The organism is Ferruginibacter sp. SUN106, from assembly GCF_050611765.1.
Lineage (GTDB): Bacteria > Bacteroidota > Bacteroidia > Chitinophagales > Chitinophagaceae > Ferruginibacter.
In genome coordinates, this window is sequence record NZ_JBODJC010000007.1 from 133518 (window position 1) to 153676 (window position 20159).

22 protein-coding genes and 1 tRNA gene are annotated in these 20159 nt (G+C 37.8%); 10 read left to right on the top strand and 13 right to left on the bottom strand.

The features are described 5' to 3' along the window. Positions 1-15: 15 nt before the first annotated feature. From ACQ334_RS24355 to ACQ334_RS24400, 10 genes are all read right to left on the bottom strand, one after another. Positions 16-438 (bottom strand): hypothetical protein, encoded by a 423-nt coding sequence (locus ACQ334_RS24355; protein ID WP_430990887.1) that lies wholly within the window; start codon positions 436-438, stop codon positions 16-18. Between the two features lie 53 nt (positions 439-491). Beyond that, entirely contained in the window at positions 492-1340 is an 849-nt protein-coding gene (locus tag ACQ334_RS24360; protein ID WP_430990888.1) for an alpha/beta fold hydrolase, read from the bottom strand. A 109-nt stretch (positions 1341-1449) separates the two neighbouring features. Beyond that, positions 1450-1830, bottom strand: coding sequence for a hypothetical protein (locus tag ACQ334_RS24365; RefSeq protein WP_430990889.1), 381 nt, complete (start codon positions 1828-1830; stop codon positions 1450-1452). Between the two features lie 51 nt (positions 1831-1881). Next, positions 1882-3120, bottom strand: coding sequence for an alpha/beta hydrolase-fold protein (locus tag ACQ334_RS24370; RefSeq protein ID WP_430990890.1), 1239 nt, complete (start codon positions 3118-3120; stop codon positions 1882-1884). A gap of 65 nt (positions 3121-3185) precedes the next feature. Then, complete coding sequence (locus ACQ334_RS24375; RefSeq protein WP_430990891.1) at positions 3186-3368, bottom strand: hypothetical protein; 183 nt, start codon at positions 3366-3368, stop codon at positions 3186-3188. A 252-nt stretch (positions 3369-3620) separates the two neighbouring features. Next, positions 3621-4286 (bottom strand): DUF4386 domain-containing protein, encoded by a 666-nt coding sequence (locus tag ACQ334_RS24380; protein WP_430990892.1) that lies wholly within the window; start codon positions 4284-4286, stop codon positions 3621-3623. Between the two features lie 136 nt (positions 4287-4422). Next, positions 4423-4824 (bottom strand): DoxX family protein, encoded by a 402-nt coding sequence (locus ACQ334_RS24385; RefSeq protein ID WP_430990893.1) that lies wholly within the window; start codon positions 4822-4824, stop codon positions 4423-4425. 21 nt (positions 4825-4845) lie between these two features. After that, entirely contained in the window at positions 4846-5547 is a 702-nt protein-coding gene (locus ACQ334_RS24390) for a porin family protein (protein ID WP_430990894.1), read from the bottom strand. A 137-nt stretch (positions 5548-5684) separates the two neighbouring features. Beyond that, the gene (locus ACQ334_RS24395; protein ID WP_430990895.1) at positions 5685-6380 is read right to left on the bottom strand and encodes a LytR/AlgR family response regulator transcription factor; all 696 of its coding nucleotides are present in this window, start codon (positions 6378-6380) and stop codon (positions 5685-5687) included. Then, positions 6373-7221 (bottom strand): sensor histidine kinase, encoded by an 849-nt coding sequence (locus ACQ334_RS24400; protein WP_430990896.1) that lies wholly within the window; start codon positions 7219-7221, stop codon positions 6373-6375. Before ACQ334_RS24400 ends, ACQ334_RS24395 begins: the two co-directional genes overlap by 8 nt. Before the next feature lie 492 nt (positions 7222-7713). Here ACQ334_RS24400 and ACQ334_RS24405 point away from each other — a divergent pair, with 492 nt between their 5' ends. From ACQ334_RS24405 to ACQ334_RS24415, 3 genes are all read left to right on the top strand, one after another. Beyond that, complete coding sequence (locus tag ACQ334_RS24405) at positions 7714-7941, top strand: hypothetical protein (protein WP_430990897.1); 228 nt, start codon at positions 7714-7716, stop codon at positions 7939-7941. Between the two features lie 12 nt (positions 7942-7953). Beyond that, positions 7954-8862 carry an NAD(P)/FAD-dependent oxidoreductase gene (locus ACQ334_RS24410; RefSeq protein ID WP_430990898.1) on the top strand — a complete coding sequence of 303 codons (909 nt, stop codon included), beginning with the start codon at positions 7954-7956 and terminating at the stop codon, positions 8860-8862. A gap of 137 nt (positions 8863-8999) precedes the next feature. Continuing rightward, positions 9000-9073, top strand: a tRNA-Gln gene (locus ACQ334_RS24415). Between the two features lie 168 nt (positions 9074-9241). On the opposite strand, the gene ACQ334_RS24420 is transcribed toward ACQ334_RS24415, so the two are convergent. From ACQ334_RS24420 to ACQ334_RS24430, 3 genes are all read right to left on the bottom strand, one after another. Beyond that, entirely contained in the window at positions 9242-9802 is a 561-nt protein-coding gene (locus tag ACQ334_RS24420) for a DUF6498-containing protein (RefSeq protein WP_430990899.1), read from the bottom strand. Between the two features lie 130 nt (positions 9803-9932). Next, positions 9933-10643: a LytR/AlgR family response regulator transcription factor gene (locus tag ACQ334_RS24425; protein ID WP_430990900.1), complete on the bottom strand. Its 711-nt coding sequence runs from the start codon at positions 10641-10643 to the stop codon at positions 9933-9935. Beyond that, a complete protein-coding gene (locus tag ACQ334_RS24430; protein ID WP_430990901.1) occupies positions 10615-11772 on the bottom strand; it encodes a sensor histidine kinase in 1158 nt (385 codons plus the stop codon). The genes ACQ334_RS24425 and ACQ334_RS24430 overlap by 29 nt, the downstream gene beginning before the upstream one ends. A 354-nt stretch (positions 11773-12126) precedes the next feature. On the opposite strand from ACQ334_RS24430, the gene ACQ334_RS24435 reads away from it, so the two are divergent. The 7 genes from ACQ334_RS24435 to ACQ334_RS24465 all read left to right on the top strand — a co-directional run bounded on the left by ACQ334_RS24435 (position 12127) and on the right by ACQ334_RS24465 (position 20022). Next, positions 12127-13398 (top strand): hypothetical protein, encoded by a 1272-nt coding sequence (locus ACQ334_RS24435; protein WP_430990902.1) that lies wholly within the window; start codon positions 12127-12129, stop codon positions 13396-13398. Between the two features lie 15 nt (positions 13399-13413). Next, positions 13414-13764: a hypothetical protein gene (locus ACQ334_RS24440; protein WP_430990903.1), complete on the top strand. Its 351-nt coding sequence runs from the start codon at positions 13414-13416 to the stop codon at positions 13762-13764. A gap of 138 nt (positions 13765-13902) precedes the next feature. Then, a complete protein-coding gene (locus ACQ334_RS24445; RefSeq protein WP_430990904.1) occupies positions 13903-14223 on the top strand; it encodes a hypothetical protein in 321 nt (106 codons plus the stop codon). A gap of 101 nt (positions 14224-14324) precedes the next feature. Continuing rightward, complete coding sequence (locus ACQ334_RS24450) at positions 14325-15869, top strand: hypothetical protein (protein WP_430990905.1); 1545 nt, start codon at positions 14325-14327, stop codon at positions 15867-15869. Between the two features lie 12 nt (positions 15870-15881). Further along, positions 15882-17573, top strand: a complete 1692-nt coding sequence (locus tag ACQ334_RS24455; RefSeq protein ID WP_430990906.1) for a hypothetical protein — start codon at positions 15882-15884, stop codon at positions 17571-17573. Between the two features lie 143 nt (positions 17574-17716). After that, the gene (locus tag ACQ334_RS24460; protein ID WP_430990907.1) at positions 17717-18046 is read left to right on the top strand and encodes a hypothetical protein; all 330 of its coding nucleotides are present in this window, start codon (positions 17717-17719) and stop codon (positions 18044-18046) included. A 188-nt stretch (positions 18047-18234) separates the two neighbouring features. After that, positions 18235-20022, top strand: coding sequence for an AAA family ATPase (locus tag ACQ334_RS24465; RefSeq protein ID WP_430990908.1), 1788 nt, complete (start codon positions 18235-18237; stop codon positions 20020-20022). Positions 20023-20159: the final 137 nt, after the last annotated feature.

A 20159-nucleotide genomic window follows, 5' to 3' on the forward strand; every position in this document is an offset into this window, starting at 1 on the left:
CTATTCTATTTCTTTTTACATTTTACTTTCAACCAATGGTAACAAACGGGAATCTTCCAATGCGGCAGTTCTATGCCCAATACCTTTCATGTACTCCTGGTTTGATTCAAAGGCAAGAAAGCTATTTACACTACTTTGCCTGATTAGCAGAACTGCATCCCAACGCTCATTTGGCGGCCCAATTAAAAAGGCTCCGCCTTCACCCATAAATAAAATTTCTCCACCTGATTTAATCAAAAAAGGTAAAGTATGTTCAATATAAATCTGATAAGCTCTTTCCCCGCTTACCGGTTCTTCAGGCATAAGTTCAGGAGTAGCTGAATAGTCAGCTACTTCACGAAAGCGAAGTAAATTCAGCATGATAATGCTTCCCTGAATTTGCCGCATCACAAAAGCCCGTCCTGCATCTTGCGTCGGCATTAAATATTTATCGTTCATACTTTTATTGTTTTATTTGTTTATTAATTAAAACCACCACAGATTTCTTTTTTTTATTCACTTTTTAAAAAATCATCAAGAATTTTATTAAAAATTTCGGGTTGATCCATTAATGGTAAATGCCCGGCATCTTGAATTAAATGAAGCTTTGCATTTGGGATAATTTTAGCTGCTGCTTCACCATATTCAACAGAAAATAATTTATCATCTTTCCCCCAAATGATAAGTGTTTCATTTTTTATTTGCTTTAATAATTCTTCTGATATTTTAGATACTGCGGTTCCACGCCCCTGCTTAAATGCATTTTTTCCTCCTTTAGATTTGAGAACGGCTATTGAGTAGCTACTATGGTTCGGGTCTCTGTTTATAGGTTTATGAAGTATATAATGCGAATTAAAACGATTTGCCATTGATGATGGAAAACTATTCATCCATATTGTTCCAATTAAAGGCCAAAAAGAAACTTTTGCACCTAAACCTGCAGAGTCAACTAAAACAAGTTTATTAACCATTTCAGCATTGTCTATGGCAAACTGCAATGCAATGGCACCACCTTGAGACAATCCGACAATATCAGCCTTTGATATTTTTAATTCTTTCATGAAATCTTTGAGCCACTTCGAAAAATATGGTCTGTTATAAGGTGCATCTGGTTTATCAGATTCTCCATATCCAACTATATCTGGTGCTATTACCTGAAAATTTCCAGAGATAGTATTAATTGATGGATACCAGGTAACAGCACCTGCACCAGCTCCATGCAGGAAAATTACTGGTTTACCATTTCCACATAATAAGTAGGTGGTTTTAATTGTTCCAATAGTTACTTCTCTTTGTTCAACTAATCCTTCTATTTTGTCGATTAAAAGTTGCCTGTAGTTTTCTTTATTCTCTTTTTTCATGTTTTCCTCTCGCTAAAATTAATGAATGTCAAAAATTGACGAAAATTAAATTGAGTTATTAAATGGCTGCGGTCTTTTACAGTTCATGTTGGCGGAGTGCCTTTTCAAATCAGGTTGCCAATGCTATGGTTAATGAAAATATAGCCAACAATATTGTAACTGGAGTAAAAAGCCTTTTTTCAAGTTTATTTTTTGAAATTGCATTCCCTGATGTGTTCAATAAAAATAGTCCCGTCATGAGCCATAAGGCATAAGTTATTATTTTCCCTGGTATATCAATTGACAAAAAGCCTGCTTGCACTAAAACTACAATAACGAACAGTGAGTTTATGAGGATTGAGAAAATTTCAAATCTATACATTTCTTTATCTGATTTTAATCTGCCACCCCAAACTAGATGGTAAGGAATTAATTTTAGCAGAATGATGAAATGCAATATTAAAAACAGTGAGAGTAAAATCAGAAGTCCCCATTGTGCTATGCTTACCATACAATAACAGATTTATAAATATGTTTTAGAATTGGCAATTTATAGCAATACTTATTTCTTTTCCTTTAATAATGTTTCAAGTTTTTGTTTTGTCTCGGGAATAATCTGTAACGACAAAGTTTTTTTGAAACACGCTATAGCTTTTTCTTTATCACCTTTTGCAAGGTACAAATCTCCTAATCCATCATGACAATTAGCTGTTTCGGGATAGTTGGTAATATTTAGTTTAAACAATGCTTCCGCTTTAATAAATTGTTTTTGGTTCAACATATGGTATGCAAGATTATTGACCTGGCTTTCGCCTGGTTTAATAAGATAACCAATTTGATCAGAAACATTATCATAGTGTGTTGTTAATAACGAGTCCAACTTAAAATTGGGGTCTTCTAATTCACTATTATAAATTTTGAGTTTATAATAATCAAAAATAAAGCGCAGGGCATCATACTCACCGATCAACCGAACGGAACTGTGATCGTCATTTTCATAAAAGGCGTGTTTGAAACGCAATTGATTTGTTTTGTTTTTGGAAATGGCTTTAATGAATTGCAGATTGCTGCGGATAAGCTCAGTACTCTCAGTAGTATCTTTTTGAACTTCCACTGTGTCCACTCCCTTTTCCATTCGGTTTGCCAATGCCATAAATAAAGTTTTCCCTTTATAATTTGTATTCGCTAAAGTCATTTTTGCCTCCCTAACAATTTGCTGATCGTTCCACCACAAAGCGCCATCAAGCGAAACATAGGCATTAAATAAATTGGGCTGATGTACTAAAGTATTCACAACTGTAAGGCCACCAACAGAATGGCCGATGAAGATCTTATAAGAAGCTGTTGGGTAATTTAATTCGATGTATGGCATCAATTCCTTTTCTACATAGAGCATAAATTTTTCGCCATTGCCAATAATGCCAGGCGTCTCCTTATCTGTACCAAAAGTCAGGTCCGTCATCCGGGCAGGATGTAAAATTCCCACTACGATCATTGGTGGACAAAGCCCTGCGTTACTCATGAATTCAGTCATACTAACGATATCATTGAAATTTGCATCTCCATCTAATAAATAAATTACAGGATAATGCCCCTTACCGGTATTTGTATTTCCTCCATTGCTGTTAGGAATATGAATCCATACTTTTCGTTGTTGACCTAATATCTTTGATGGCGAACTTTTTTCAAATCCAACGGTAAAAGGATTGTTTTCCTGTGCTTGGGCACTAAAAGAAAAAAATAATAAAGCGAGAGAATAAAAAAATGTTGTCATAGAATTTTTGAAGTTTGATTTTATCATTATATGCCCGGTTTATTTTTTTAATAATTCTTTTCTTTTCACTTGTACAGCCTAAGTAATAAGAATTAAACTAAATACCTACCGTTTATTCTCGGTTTACTTTTGCGCTGAATATTCCACAAATCAACTACAGTAAAGATTTTTGCAGGAACAAAATCTGTCGCTACAGTTTCGTTGACTGTTGTTGTTAATTCATTTAATTGTTCTTTACTTATTTTGGCAAAATTTAAGGTCGTTTCTTTTTTCATGTTGAGTTTATTTTAATTTTTAATGATCCACAAAATTATTTAAAGGCGAATACAAGTGACAGGACAATCAGGCAGTTCAATTGGATTACGCTGCAGTTTTATCAAAATGATTCAAACCTGCAATGATGACTTTCAATTGTTGATTTTTCAGATTTTTTGATTATTAATGTATGGTACAAAAGTACCCAGGCTTTCTGCTCCTCAAAGCATAGCCCGATGTCAAATACAGGCAATCATTCGCTTCCATTTGTATCATACACCGGCAGTGATTGCAGAAGGCCTGAAACCTTTAACGACAAGATAGATGCCCAGCGAAAATTCAAATAACGCTACCAGCAATGCAGCCAGCCCGGCTAACGGATCATGTTGCCCGATGACGCCATACAACACTGCGAAGTAACCAACGATTAGCGGCGCCGCTCCTAACATTCCAATTAATGCAAGGCTCCTCGGCACCAGGCGTGACTGGTAAAGTAATACGCCCAACAACAAATCGTTGAAGGCGGGTATAAAACTTTGTCCAAGCAGGAAGATGCGGTCATACAAAGTAACAAGCGCATGGCTGGTTGTTAATGCGCCAGTACCGGCACCTGACTGCTTCAAGGTTACTACTGACAGAATAAAGGCTACACCAACAAACATGGTACCTGCTTCCAGGATTCGGGAGGCAACAAGCCCCAGCGCAAGGCCTTCACTCTGCTTCCTTAGTACCGGGTACAATGCGATTGCAGTGCCGATACCAGCAAGTGCCACAATGATCTCCAGCAGGCCACCAATAATGGCTGCACTGTCGGGGCCGGAGCTGGTAATATAGTTGGCTGAATGTATTGAACGGTAGAGTGCCAGCGTAGGAATGGAGACAAAAGTGAGCAGGTATAATACGCCTGCAACCAGTGCTGTCTTGCGTAATGAATGCATCAGCGCTCGTTCTGTTGAGACGCTGATAGCGATTGCAGCATTGCTGTTTGTATTCATTTTAAAATTTTTAAGGAATGATTTTATGTTTTAATTCTTTCTTTTAAATAAGCATCAATAATTTTGGAAATAAATACTTCTATTTAAATGATACCCTTAGTGCAGGATTAATTTTGCGAAACATAGTATAAGTGATGAGAATTAAAATGAAAGCGATAACAGGCTTTACCAATTCAGCAATACCTGCAAAGGAATAACCGGATATAAAAGCAAAGATCACATCGAAGAAAAATGCAGCAAATACCCATTCTTTTAACCAGCCCGGTTTATTGGGAATTAATAAAACAATTACCCCTGCAATTTTTGCAATACCTAAACTGGTAATGAAATAAGCCGGGTATCCCATCTGAAGTGTTCTTTCCCAAACCAATGGGTTTTTAGTGATCTCCAGGTATCCGCTGGCACCAAACCATACTGACAGCAGAACGATACCAATCCTGTAAATGATCTTTTCTTTTTTAAGTTGATTATATTCTGCCATGATTTATTTTTAAAATGCTTATTAGTTTTTATTTCTTGCCAATGGATTTGTCTTCCAGGGTTTAGAAAAATGTACACTAACCATTACAGCCCTGTTGTAGATTTCCCTTTTGTAAGCAATATTGGTTACACCATAATTGTATCTGATGTCTAATGCAATCATTCTTTGTTTAAGCGGAAACTCAACACCTCCACCCATTTGCACTCCGGCATCAAATCGTTTAAAGCCATCGGTTGAATTTGTAAATGAAAGTTTTGTTGATACATCTTCCAGTTTCCTGCTTCCACTAATATTGTAAGCAATGGATGGCCCTGCATTCATATAGAATTTGCCAAAATGAAAACGGGCCAGCACTGGTAATTCTATTGTGTTTATTCGAATGCCCGACTCACTGGTGGTTGAAGGATTGTTAGCTTTTAACTTACCACCCTTTCTTATAAAATATAGTTCAGGCACAATTGAAAACCCCGGTGTAATACCAGCCTGGAAGGATGCGCCGGCCTGTATACCATTATTCGATTTTTTATAATCTGCAAGGCTGTTGTTTGCATCACCATAGTTGAAATTTGTGCTCACTACATTAATCATCAGGTCCAGGTAAGTTTTTGCAGTTTTTTTACTGTCACCTGATTTTTTTAATGCTGCCGTTTGAGTTTGACCGATTGCTGTTGCCGACAGGAAAATCATACATGTGATAACCCCGGCTTGTACTACTTTTTTCATAATTCTTGTTTTAATTTTTTCGTTTTGATTAATTAAAGCAAAAGTATATGACTGAGTGTGGGCCTGCAATTCAGCTATGCAAAGCGAGGGAGTATGTCTGCCAACAGGTGTTTTTAATCTTCCAAATTTCAGGAAGATTATGCCCGGCTGTTAATGAGTTGAAGGAATGCTTCTTTGTATGTTTCTGAAACGGGAATTATCTGATCAGCAATTTTTATCCTGCTCCTTTCTATCGATTCTATTTTGTTAACTGCAACCATGTACGACTTATGTACACGGCATACCAGGTGAGCCGGAATCAGTTGTTCAAGTTCATTAAAACTTTGTAAGGTCATGATCTTTTTATTGGAAGTATGAATGCGTAGATAATCTCTCATACCCTCTATGTACAGGATATCACTGATCATGATTTTTTCAAGGCGGTTTTCAGTTTTTACAAAAATAAAATCCAGTTGCTTTTCAGTAATTCGCTGATTTAAATTTTCCTGCGCTTTATTAACAGCTTGCAAAAAGCGATTAAAAGTAAAAGGCTTTAACAGGTAATCAGTGATATGCAATTCGTAACCTTTTAAAGCATATTCCTGGTAAGCCGTTGTAATAATCACCTGGCTGGTTATCTTAGAACTTTCCAATAGTTCAATGCCTGATAATTCATCCATATTGATATCCAAAAAAAGAACATCTACTTTGTTGTTGTTTAAATAGGTCAACCCATTCAGTGCGTTATCAAAAGTTGCACTCAGATGTAAAAACGGAACCTTGTTTACAAAGTCTTTCGTTTTTTCAAGCGCCAGGGGCTCGTCTTCTATAATAATGCAGGTATATTTATCCATTGTTAATTGTTAAGTGAACGCTGTACAGTTCATTGTTTTTGTTTATTTCTAAAAGGTGTTTGTCTGCATAAATAAGCTGCAGTCTTTTTTCAATCAGTTCATTACCTAAACCGCTGTTCATGGTCTGAACCTTTGGCTTTGCATCAAATTTATTTTCACATACCATTTTTATTTTCTTATCAGTGATAAGGATATTAACAGTGATAGCATTTTCAAGTTTCTTATTGGTGGTATGCTTAAAAGCATTTTCAATAAATGGTATAAAGATCATTGGGGCAATAGTTTTATCGCCCACATCTCCCGATACAGTAAAATGTATATAGTTTACATTAGCTGTTCTTATTTTTTGCAGTGCGATATATTTTTCTATGTACTCAATTTCCTGCGAAAGCAGGATTTTTTCAGCCATTGTTTCATATAACATAAACCGCATAATGTCTGATAACTTATTCAAATAGTCAGACGCTTCAACGGCGTCCTTTATAATCAATGCATCGATATTATTGATGGTATTAAATAAAAGGTGCGGATCAATTTTAGATTTTACCAATGCCATTTCCATTTCATGATTCTTTTCTTTTAAAGCCTCTTTCAATTTTTTTTCATTGAACCAGTTAATAAAACCTTTTATCACCAATGCTACTGTGCCGGTAACCAGGCCAATAAGCGTCATAGCAACTATTACAGTAACAGCAGTGGAGCGGCCATGTTTGCCGGCATCATCCATATCTGTCATGTAACCCGATTCTATTGAATACCTGATAAGGATATACCCGGTTACAGCTGCTGCTGCAGAAATGGCAATACCATGAATAATGGAAAGAAAGACTCTTTTATGCAAAAGATACCTGGGAAACAAAATAAAATAATATGCCCAGTAAGAAATAAGTGATGGAATAAAGGCAAAAAGTAAAAGGCTTTTTAAAGCATTCAGAATTCTGGCTCCTTGGTTAATTACATGGAGACTGCTTCTATAGTAAACAGCCAACATGATTGCTATTAAAATGAAGTAACAAGTCCAAAAACCTACATGCAATAGAATAATAACTGATTTTTTCATGCTTTAAAGTATCTGACAATACAACATGAAGGTCTCTTATTATTTCGGCTTTTATGAAACTGATATGCAAACAGGCTGTATTTATCTGCAAAACAGCAGGGTATTGGCAAACCGGGCGGCCTGGTTTCAACAAGAATACAACCTAACCCTTCCTGGCATCTCAACATAATTTATCATTAGTCCTGTATAACTACATGATTATCCTATCACCTAAATGATGCTTGACATTACTTTTGTGCTGATAAAAATTACTACTTCACCAAAGCGATGAACATGAAAACAAAAATGAAATTGATGGCCGCATTTAAAATATGGATCGTGATCTATCCATCTGTCACGCTGTTTTTTTACCTGCTGGGCAAACCATTAGCTGTATTGCCATTGTACCAGAGAACTTTTTTGCTTACTATTTCATTAGTACCCTGGATAGTTTTTGCAGGCGTTCCGTTTGTTGATGCAGTGATGAAAATGATTGCAACTAAAATCAACAGGTCTAAATAATAAATTAAAAAAATGACAGCACAGAAAAATTTTGATGTGATCATCGTTGGAGGAAGTTATGCCGGGCTTGCGGCAGCCATGGCTTTGGGCAGGGCATTAAGGCAGGTTTTAATTATTGATAGTGGTAAACCTTGTAATGCACCCACACCTTACTCACATAACTTTCTCACGCAGGATGGAAATAGCCCGGCCGCAATTGCAGCGCTTGCAAAACAACAAGTGAAAAAATATGATACCGTACAATTTTTTAAGGGAGTGGCAACACAAGGAATAAAAAATGAAAACGGTTTTGAAATTCATGTTGCATCAGGAGAAAGATTTTATGCCGGCAAGTTAATTTTTGCAACCGGCATCAGGGATATATTGCCCGGCATTGATGGCTTTGCAGCATGTTGGGGTATCTCGGTATTACATTGTCCTTACTGCCATGGCTACGAAGTACGGAATGAAAAAACCGGTATCATGGGCAATGGAGAATATGGTTATGAATTAATAAAATTGATTTCAAACTGGACAAAGGATTTAACGTTGTACACAAACGGGCCATCAGTATTAACAATTGAACAAAAGGATAAACTTGAAAAGCATCATATAAAAACAGAAGCAAAAGAAATTGAAAGATTGGAGCATAGCAATGGATACCTGCAACATATCCTTTTTAAAGATGGTACAAAAACTCCTGTAAAAGCTATATATGCACCGCAGCCTTTTGAGCAACATTGCCCGATTCCTGAATCGATGGGCTGCGAATTAACAGACGAAGGTTATATTAAAACTGATGCCTTTCAGGAAACCACGGTAAACGGAGTTTTTGCCTGTGGTGATAATGCAACACGTATGCGAACGCTTGCAAATGCAGTAGCAATGGGTACCACGGCGGGTATAGCAGTAAATAAAAAAATGATTGCAGAAGAATTTTAGTATCAATCATCGAAACTGATCTGGTATTAAAGTATTTGATACCCTGAAAATTTCTATAAAATTTTCAGGGTATCCTTTGATAAGTAAGGTAAAAAGTAGGTAACTTTGCTCAAGTTCAAATAAGGTTATTCATTTATTGCCCGATAGTATAATGGTAGTACTGCAGATTCTGATTCTGCCTGTCTTGGTTCGAATCCAGGTCGGGTAACCAAAACAAAAGGAAAGTTGATAAAACTTTCCTTTTTCTTTTTCGGCATATAGCCGGCTACCTGCCTTATCACAATAAAAATTTCCTGAAGTACCGCTGCTCGTTACACAGCAACGTCATTTAAAAATCAAACATCCTTTCAGATAATGCTAATGTTATTCTTGCCAAAAACTATTTTATTTTTCGATCTTCTTTACTCATGCGGATCAAAATCAGCACCAGGTCTGCCAAACTCTTAGCAAAAACGAGTACAAAGGCCATTGCGTAATTCACCACGGCTGTCTGCGACCAAAACACAAAAACATATCCTATAATACAGAAGAGGGTCAAATAAATAGCTATTAACCGGTAGTATACTTCTTTTATAATAACATCCTGTGTTGTTTTATTTTTGGGCTTGGCAGTGGCTAAAAAAATAACGAATTGAATCCAATAAATCAGGGTAACACCTATCATTTGTACATAAGTAATATTGGTTGCCATGGAAGCGCTTTTGGGATCAGACATAAAAGCTACATATAAATAAAAGCCGATTAAGGAAACCCAAAACCAAAAGCTGAAGATGCCGGCATTTTGCCAGCGTTCTTTTTTTGAAGGTGCTTTTGCAAACACTAAAAGTAATACCAGGTTGCACAACCAGTAATTAACCATCTCCAGCATAAAATAAAGCAGGATAGCACCGGGTAACCATTGAAAGAAAATAATACCGCAACAAGGAATTAAAAAACTCAACAAAAATTGTTGAAACACCGATAAACGCAGAAATTTTATTACTACTTGAAGTAATGAGAGCATATCACTTAAAATGTTTGCTTAGCTAAAGGTTGTACCTGAATAGTTGATAATGCAAAGGGTTGCTTTACTATTCATTCAATCTGCCCATCACAACTTGTTTGTACAAGCGGCCTATCGGAACCTCTGAATCTTTCAGCTTAATGGATAGACTACTATAACCGGAAACCTTATCTAAAGAAATAATGTAGGACCGGTGAACCCTCAAAAATTTATGCTCCGATAATAAATTTTCTAATGCTGAAATAGATTGTTTTACCAAAAGCTTTTTGCCATCATTCAGGAATATCTTTACAAAGTCCTTACAACTTTCAATATATTTTATTTCGTTGACAAAAATTTTATTCATGCCGTTATCCATCTTCATGTAAACAAAAGCTTCTGCAGGAAGAACGGGTTCAATGGATGTTGTAGTCACTTCACTACCAAGGATGCGGTTTAGTTTAGTTACAGCTTTTAAAAATCGTTCAAAAGAAACAGGTTTTACTAAATAATCTACCGCATCCAGTTCAAAGCCATCTACCGCATATTCTCTGTAAGCGGTTACAAAAATTACTTTGGGCGGATGCGACAGGTTTCTGAAGAATTCGGTACCAATGACCCTGGGCATTTTTATATCAAGAAAAATAACGTCTACTTTTTTCTGCCGCAACACTTCAATAGCTTCAATAGCATTATTACATTGTCCTACGATTTCCAAAGCTGCTATATCGTTGATATATCTTGCTAATATCTTTAAAGCAGGTGGCTCATCATCTATAAGCAGGCAGCGAATCTTCATATTTCAGGGATTGTGAAATTACCGGTTGTTCCAGCTGATAAATGGCAGCCGGGTTAGTACTTAATTGTATGGTAAGAGAGACCACATAAAAATTACTATCCTCATTAATTTTAAGTTCATGATGGCCAGGATAAATAAACTCAAGCCGTTTTTTTACATTTTCAATACCAATACCATTTTTCCTGAGCGGAGCAAACTCATTTTTACTGTTAGCGATCTTAGCCTTCAATTTATTTTCTCTTAGAGATATATCCACTGTTAACCAGGATTTTTCTATTTGTTCGGAAGTGCCATGTTTAAACGCATTTTCTATAAAAGGGATCATCAATAAAGGAGCAATGAAAATGTCCTGTATCTCTCCGTCTACATTCCAGGAAATATCAATTTTATCACCGTATCGCTCCCGTTCTAATTCGATATAATTTTTCATTATATCCAGTTCTTTTGCAAGCCGTACTTCTGCTGCCCGGCAATCATACAGCATGTAACTTAAAAGGTTCGACAATTTTAAAATCAATCCCGGGGTTTTGGGTGAGCTTTCTAAGGAAAAAGAATATATATTGTTTAAGGTGTTAAATAAAAAGTGTGGGTGCACCTGAGCTTTTAATAATTGCAGCTCTGCAGTAACTTTCTCCTGCTGTGCATTAAGCCAGTCCTTTTGCTTAAAATCCCAGTATTTAAAAAATTTTATGCCCATAGGGATTGCTGCTGAAGTAGTGATACATAAATAGCACCAGGTCAGTGGCCCCTTTGGCAAAACATATTCCGGGTCTATTATTTCCTGTATCGGTATTACAATATAATCTTTGTACCACACGTCCAGGTATAGGCCGGCTATTCCCCAAAGAAGTATTAACAACAAAAATTCGAGTATTTTCCCTTTTAGCAAAAAGTGCGGAACTGCCCAGTAAGCCATCGGGTAGCCATATAAAATGAAAATTGGTATCCACATAAACATATTGATGACCTCCTTCCCAAACGAGCCGGGGGCGCCAAGTGCCTTCCAAAAAGCTGCCCAAAGTAACGTGTGTACAATCCAGTATGCAACATGGCGCAACACTTTGTAGCGGGGAGAAAAAACAAAATCGTTATAAAGGAAGATATTAATGGATTGCAACAGCCTGTTCATCTGCTAATCAATTTTAGTTTTTTTGCTCTATCAAAACTTTTAAAAATAAATCACACCTTCAACTCAAAGTTAAATAATCGTTAGTCATTAATAAACAATAAAACGACCAATTACCCTTTTTTCCGACAAACAACATTTTTGACCTTTTAAAACCATTTGTTGTCATTTACAGCTTTATATCCGGAAATATTTCGTTTAAGCGATTAGATTTTAGAAAGACAAAATTCTGCTATTATTTTAACATTGATTATTTCTCTTTCTAAAACTCATACTAATGGAACAGCTTATAAACACATGAACACCTTGTTCAAAAATTATTCTTACTATTTAATAATCATCCTTAAATAATTAGTAATGAAACTAATCAAATTATGCTCATTAACCATTGCTTTATTCCTGTTTTCCAGTGCCGGTTATGCCCAGTTCGGAAATTTATCCAATAAAGTAAAGAACACAGTAGTAAATAAGGTAAAAAGTAAATCTGAAAAAACAGAAACAGTTGCCGGTAAAGACACCCAAACCGGTAAAGCGACCGATACAACAACTACAGCTGTAGACAACAAGGAAAACAATACTATAAATGCAAAAACCATGGCAAACGACAACAACATCGCTGTGAATTCAAAGTATTTTCTTTACGAAGATGTAAAACTTATTCCCGGTGCCAGCTTTTATTTTTCTGACAAACCTTTTGGTAACAGCCACGAGGGGGCAAAAACAAATTTTAAATCAAGTGGGTTTATCTATGGCCGTTTAGAGTTGAAGAACCAGACTATAGAAGAAGCGTTTAAGCTGACGCCAATGGGTAAAAACTATTACCTGATTCTTTCATTTGGGGTTGTAAATGGAACTGAGGGTACATATGCTCAAGTCAATCATAATTCGGTAATGCTAAAAGCGGAAGACATAAAAAAAACAGCTTTTAATTTTGACGTGTTACCCGATCCTGCCAATGCCAGCACAGGTATCGGTATGAATTACGAATATGGTTTTGATGCATTACACGTTTCGGGCGGGCCAATGTACCAGATCATTGACCAGAATAAATTTCCCAATGATGGTGATTATACCATTCAGTTACAATTTTATTTTCGTCCGGTAGATGGCTGGGGAAAAGGATTACCTAACTCAAGTGATTGGCCTGGTGTTGAAGGCGCATTTCATTTCAATTTCAATTCTGGAGATGTAGCTGTTATACAAAAGAATTTTACGGCTGTACACCAGGCTATAAAAACAACGGCATTCATGTTGCACGCTATGCCCGACTACTGGCCTAAAACTTCCAGGAAATTACCCGATGCAGCGCTTAACCCTGCAGCATTGGAAGCTATGATAAAGGCAGAACTAAATTCTTCAGGAGATGTACTGGTAAAGTTTGCTGTAGCCAACAACAGCCCTAATGCAGGTTGGATCATCCAAAAAAACGACTTGGATATTCCTACTTATCAATTACTGGCAGAGAATATTTATACCATTTATAAGCGGGATGGAAAATGCTTTATTGGTGATGTAAGTATTGCTAAAGATTACCTTGGCGGAGGCAAATACGGCGCCCCTTATGTGCGTAATGTAAATGTTGCCACCAGCGGCTACGGAACGGGCATTGATTGCAGTGCAATAAAATAACTACAAAAATATTTTATGAGCAAAATAGAGTTACAACCGGGCGAAACCGCAATCGATACCTGGGCCATCTTTTATTCGCCATCGGCAGGTAAGAAGTTTAACGGCAAACTCGCTGTTACCAACAAACGATTAATGTACCGCACTTTGTATGATGCAGCATATAATCCTGCTTCTTATCATGTTGCGTTTGACAAGGAAGATAAGGATATTGTTTTTTCCATTAATAAAGCTGATATAGCTCGTGTTGATACCAAAAAAAGCCTCCTGGCAAAAAAAGTTATAATAACCCTTTCGGATGGATCAGGGCATGAATTTAATTATGGCGTGATGAGCATAGATAAACTGGTAAATGCGATAAATAGTTAGGGATACCTGTTTTGAAATTAAGATCCGGGGACAGCATATTGAATACCGGTAAAGTACCGGATCAAGTACGCCGGTTTGATGCGATGGAGAATATAAATAAAAAACGGTTCATTTTTTTAAATAGAAATTTTTATAATTATGAAAAGAATAATTTTCATCCTCCTTTTCTCCGTTGGAGCGGTGAGTATGGTGCAGGCGCAGGTATTGAAGATACTCAAAACAAAAGCAAAGACAGCTGTTGACAATTCAGTTGACCGCTCCACCAGCAAGGTAGTAGATAAAACCATCAATAGTCCGGCAGACAATGTTACTGATACGGTATTAAACAAAGCCGGAAAAAAATTGCAATCTTTTTTTAAGAGGAAGGATAAAAAAAATAATGCCGCCAGTGATACGGCCCGGAGCAAAGTGCCGCCGCTAACCGACACAGTCGCAATCAAACCCCCGGGTCAGAACTGAGCGGTTGATGGATTAAAATAAATTACTAACGCCGGCAAGATCATTAATGGCGTGCTGTAAACTTACCACATGTTATTCGTCATCAAATAAAATAAAAAATCATGAAAAAGATATTCTTATTGTTTCTGCCGCTTGTGTGTTTTATCAGTATTCGCCAGGCAGCAGCACAGGACCCATACTCCCGGCTAAAGCAAACCGCAGGGCAAAATCCTGTACTCAGGGAGAATCTGAGGGAGGTGGTCATTCCGGAATCTGACCCCAGGCGTAAAGTAGAAAAAAAAGCCCCTGTTGCTTTCAGATCATTTGAAATGGTTGATAAGAAAGGGACAAAAATAGACCCGGAAGAAACTATTGCCGTTAACGATAAAAATGAAAAGGCTAAAGTGGTTTTTGAAAAATTGAATGAAATCGAGAAAGAACAAAATGCCAAAGGTTATTCCATCAGGAATAAGGAGTCGGCGTTAATAATAGATATAATTACACCAGCCTCCGAACTGGATGGAAGAGTTCCGGAAATGTCGAAAAGCATCAGTCCTTTAAAGTCAGAAAGTGAATTGAAAACACTTTCTGCTACCAGCAAACAGGTAAGCAACCTTACATTAAACCCTTTTGGGCAATATAACAGTGCAGAGAGAGAAAGACTGGAAGGAACAAAATTTGAGGTTAATGGGTCAGGGGTTTTATCTGCATCGGCGTCTGGCAATGCAAATGGTCTTAAAACAGCAAAACGATTTGCTGTTACAGGTGTTACCAACCCCAACAGAAACACAACTTTAACTACTGGTAATAATACGTCATCAGCAACAGCTTTAAAAGTGATCAACGAAACATCTACAAAAGACTGGTCGTTTGGTATCATGTCAACTTTTAAAGCGGGTGTGGAAGTAAGCCTTGTGCGATATGCAAAAATTTGTCCGTTCAACCCGGAAAGCCCCGGCAAAAGCTTGTCAGAATTTAAAGTGAGTGCCAATGCTAAAGTATATGGCGGCCTCTTTGGCAATTCGCTCGATCTTTTATCGGGAGGAGTAGAATTTTATGCTCCTTCGGATTCCACCAAACAGATGTCTGCTAAAGCACAGATACTTGTAGCAGGTATTACTATCCTTAGTATGAATGAAACCGCTACACAGTCGAAAACATACAGCAAATCCAATGCACGGTCAGTTGACAAATCTTTCCCGATAAATGTGCCTATCTGTTGCGGCATTGGCTTCAGCGGTAAAATAGGTATAAAAGGAGAAGTGGGCATTAATTATAATGGCGGCGTGTACCGCACTGTTGCAACGCTGGAAGCCGGGCCGGTAATAGACCTGAAAGGGTATATTGAGGCGGGTGTGTCAATCGGTGGAGTTGCCAAACTTGGTGTGGGAGGCGAACTCACTTTTATAAAAGGAAATGTACCGCTTAGTAGTTATGTAGGTATCTGGTCCCAAACCTCCAGCCAGGTTGTTGTTGGCTATAATTATTATATGGGATACGACCTGAATGTATTAAGCGGCCGCTTGTATGGTTATGCTGATGTTTGTGTACCGGTAGTGGATGCCTGCCATCGTATAGGGCAGGTTAATTTTTTTACATGGGGTGGATTTAAATCATCCGGCACCTTTGTGGATGGAGGCAGTAATTATGTATTGGCTAATCTGTAAACCAGGGTGTTTATGTTTTATGCTGTTTTCATCAGGATAATGGTTGTTTCTTTTTTGTCAGTTTCCGTATGCATTGGTAGCTTTTATAAAAGCAAGCCCGGGTATAGCAATACTGGCAAACCCGGTCAGCAATTCATCTATTCATACAGCAGTGAAGGAACAGGGTACAGCGATATACAAATGCTTTATAATACCGACTCTGCCGTTAAGGCACAACCCTTTTTTTTCAGGCCCTCTGTACAAACGATAAGAGTGGATATTCAGTGTAATATAAAAAAAACGATCCTCAGGTCTGCGGGTGACGGGATGCAGGTGTGTTTTGAAATAATACTGCCTAAAGTAAAAATTGAAAACGGGGCTTTGCCGGTTGATGCAGATATGATGCTGAAAGAAATGACAATACCTGTTTTTGCGGATATGACCATGGCAGGTAATATATTGTCCGTTAAAACAGATACGGCCGTTTCTTATTTAACAGCAGGAATTGTAAAAAATATACTCAGTAATACGCAGGCTATACTGTTACATGGAGAAAATAAAAGCTGGCAGGTAACGGAAGAGAATACCGTTGGTTTATTTAAAGCAAATTATGAGGTCGTTCATCAGGGGAAAGACAGTGTGGAATACACGAAAAAAAATATTGGGTATGAAAAAATAAAATCAGCAAAAAAGGGGCAAAAGTTACTGCCCGACAGTAAAACAACTATCGTTGCTGACGCATCCGGCACAGTTCGGAGAATACATACTTCAGAATCACTTGTTACTTTGTTCGGTGCGGACACCATAGTTGCTTCCGGCAGCACTATGGAGTATAAACTTTTATCAGTAAGCACCGTTGGCCAAAGAATTATATCAGCTTTTGCACAACTTGAACATTCCGGGAAATACCAGGCACCGGTTGCATTAAGCGACCCTGTCTCAGACGAAGAGATAAACAGGCTGGCTTATAAAAATACGCTTGACGGTGACAACTTTGCAACCTTGATGGCAAAGTTGGGAGTAATGAAGTTTCATGATAAGGAATATGAAAATGACCTGGTTAAAAAATTCAGGGCATTGGCCTGGCTTTCTGAAAAGGATTGCATTAAAATGACAGTAGTGCTCAGGAATGCTGCAGTGGGCTCGGAGGTATTCAGGGTTATAAGTCATGCTCTGGCTGCAGTTGAAACTTCTTTTTCCATCGACCAATTGGCGGCTGTAGTGGCAGAGCGGGCAAATGATGAAGCTGTGATGACTGAATTACTGCCTGTGCTGGCTACTACGTCTACACCTACCAGTAAAGCAGCAGACATCATTAAGGAACTGGCTTTTTCCCAAACACGCAATCCCTTTATTATAACCACAGCGCAACTTACTTTGGGCGGAATGGTGAAAAATTTAAGGAGCATAGATAAGCAAAAGGCAGATGAATTAACGGATGTTATTGTTGAGCATATGCGGAACAGCACGGATACGATGCAGCAATTACTCGTGTATGGCAATACGGGAGCTTACCGGCTGCTACCGATTATTTCTTCTTATATCTCTGATCCATTGGCTTCGGTTGAAATACGAAAAGCGGCTGTTTTTGCAATGAGGCTGATCGACAATAAAGAAGTGACATTGTTGCTGGGCAAACTATCCGTAGATAAAGACACGGTAATATCAAAAACAGCTAATGAAACTATTGAATTCAGGAGTCAATATTTAAACAGGAATTTATAAAAATAATTTTTTAATAATGAATTAGAAATTATCGGTTCCGAAATGGAGTATAAATGTTTTTTGAGAGTCTCCATTCCTGCTACGATGAAAATTTTTATGTGAAATTCCATGGGGCAGATTAAAAATCATAAAAAAAAGACAATATGAAAAAAACATTTTTATTGATAAATTTTCTTTTCCTTCTTGGAGGGATAAAAGCACAGCAGGCAAAGACCAAAAATACTGATGTAATTGAGCATAGGGAGGGGAATAGTCCGGAGTTGAAAAAACAACAGCAGCAGGTTAAAAATGAAACGCAGGTTGTTCCGAAACAGCTTGATAGTGCCAGGAGTGCAGCTAAAATGAAACCGGCTACCGGAAGTCAGAATATTCCCAGGCCTGTTGACAGTGTTCGTCTCGGAGGTGTTGTTCCGGATCGCATGAAGACTACTGAGAGAAGAGTTGATTCATTAACGAAATTTATTAAAGGATAGGTTTGTACAAAAAAACTATAAACAACAGCAGGGAATATTGAAACTGCAGGAAATGGCGCAACAAAAAACAGGCAAGATGATATCCGGTCATTTAACCGCAATATATTTGTACCCATAACAGGAGAGATGAGTATTTTGTTGATATATCCAATGGCGCAAAAATTTTAAAAAATATAAGCTGCTTTATTATGGAAAATGCAATGCAATCAAAATTTGTTGTAAAAGATTTAAAGGTATACGGCAGCAACGAGTGGATGGCCGATGGTACTAAAAAATACCGGACTGTATTTGATCGTTATGAACTCACTTATCTCTATGTAGAATTTTCTTTTATTAATAAACTGTTTGATGAAGAAGACTGGGAGCTTAACCTCACGTTAGAATGTTTTACTAAAAGCTCTAACCCCACCAAGTTGTGTAGCCGGCCACAAGCCCGCCAGGTAAGTAAATCCGAAAACATTGTTTATATACGGGAAAGCTGGGGTACTCCTTTAGCCGGAGATTACTGGAGGACAGGCGATTTTACATGGAATGTAGTAATAGACAATGTGGTGGTAGCGGAAACAGTTTTTCATGTGGAGGACCTTGGGCCGGATGCTTTTGCAGGCAACGGATACATTGCCGTTGAATCCATGAAATTATTTGAAAGTGAGCCAACAATAAAAGCAGAGGCAGAAAGAAAAAACTATAGCATATTTAAAAGGGACGAAACCCGCTATGTATGTGCAGAAGTAAAATTTAAAAGCAAAACCGAAAAAGGTTTTTATGCCGAATTTTTCTTTCATTATTTAGATAACACCGGGTTGTTCAAAGGCCAATCGACAGAATTACTTTATGTGCAACCAAATACGCAAGACCGTACTTATGTTACCAGCAGCGGATGGGGTAGCGCAACTCCCGGATTATGGGCAAATAATTATTACAGCGTGGAAGTTTATTTCATGGAAACTTTAGTAGCCAGCCAGGCATTTCAGATGGGGGATAAATGGGAAGAAGGCAATGGTACAATGCTGAAATGCAAACCGGATACCGGTGCAACAAGATCTACACCTGCAGTACCGAACGATACCGCATCCCCAACTCCTGAAGCCATTTTGAACGAAAGCCTTGCAGAACTCAATGCCATGACGGGGCTTGCCAATATTAAAAATGAGGTAAACGAAATGGTAACGCTGGTAAAATTTTACCAGGAAACCGGCAAAGATTTTCTCCATAAATTTTCCCTGCATTCAGTTTTCACTGGTAACCCCGGCACGGGTAAAACTACCGTAGCAAGGTTGCTTTCACGCATTTACACTGGGATGGGTATTTTGGAGAAGGGGCACCTGGTTGAAGTGGATCGGGAAACATTGGTAGCAGGCTACATAGGGCAAACAGCAACCAAAACAAAAGAAAAACTAGACAAAGCACTCGGAGGTATTTTGTTTATTGACGAAGCCTATTCGCTTGCAGGTAAAGGCCTTTCGGAAAATGATTTCGGTAACGAAGCCATTGCTACCATTTTAAAATATATGGAAGATAATCGTGGCAGGATAGGAGTGATAGTGGCTGGCTATCCACACAATATGAAGGATTTTATAGACAGCAACCCCGGATTGCACAGCCGTTTTGATAAGTATTTTCAATTTATGGATTACACCCCGGAAGAAATGTGGGCTATTGCCACATCATTGTTTACAGAGGAAAGTGTATCGCCTGATGAGGAAGCCTCGGCACATCTGAAAAATTATTTAACGTGTTTGTTCGAAAACCGGGACACAAATTTTGGCAATGCACGAACAGTAAGGCAGATAGTAGCCGAATGTGTAAAGAATCAAAACTTACGGCTTGCAGTAATGCGCAAAGAAGACCGTACACCCGAAATGTTGAGTACAGTAATTCTAAGCGATGTAAAAGAATTTGATAGTAGTGATATTGAACGCCGGGAAGCAACTCAGCAAAGAAGCCAGATCGGGTTCAGGCAATCCAATAAATAAAATTTTTGCCGGCAGGGTTTTAATTTAAAAAAATAGAAAAGACTGTAAATTGTTTGTATACCATGCAGCCGTAAAACCGATACTTACCAAGAAGTATTTAACTGCCCGTTTTTTGATCTTGTCGCTAAAAGCAGCAG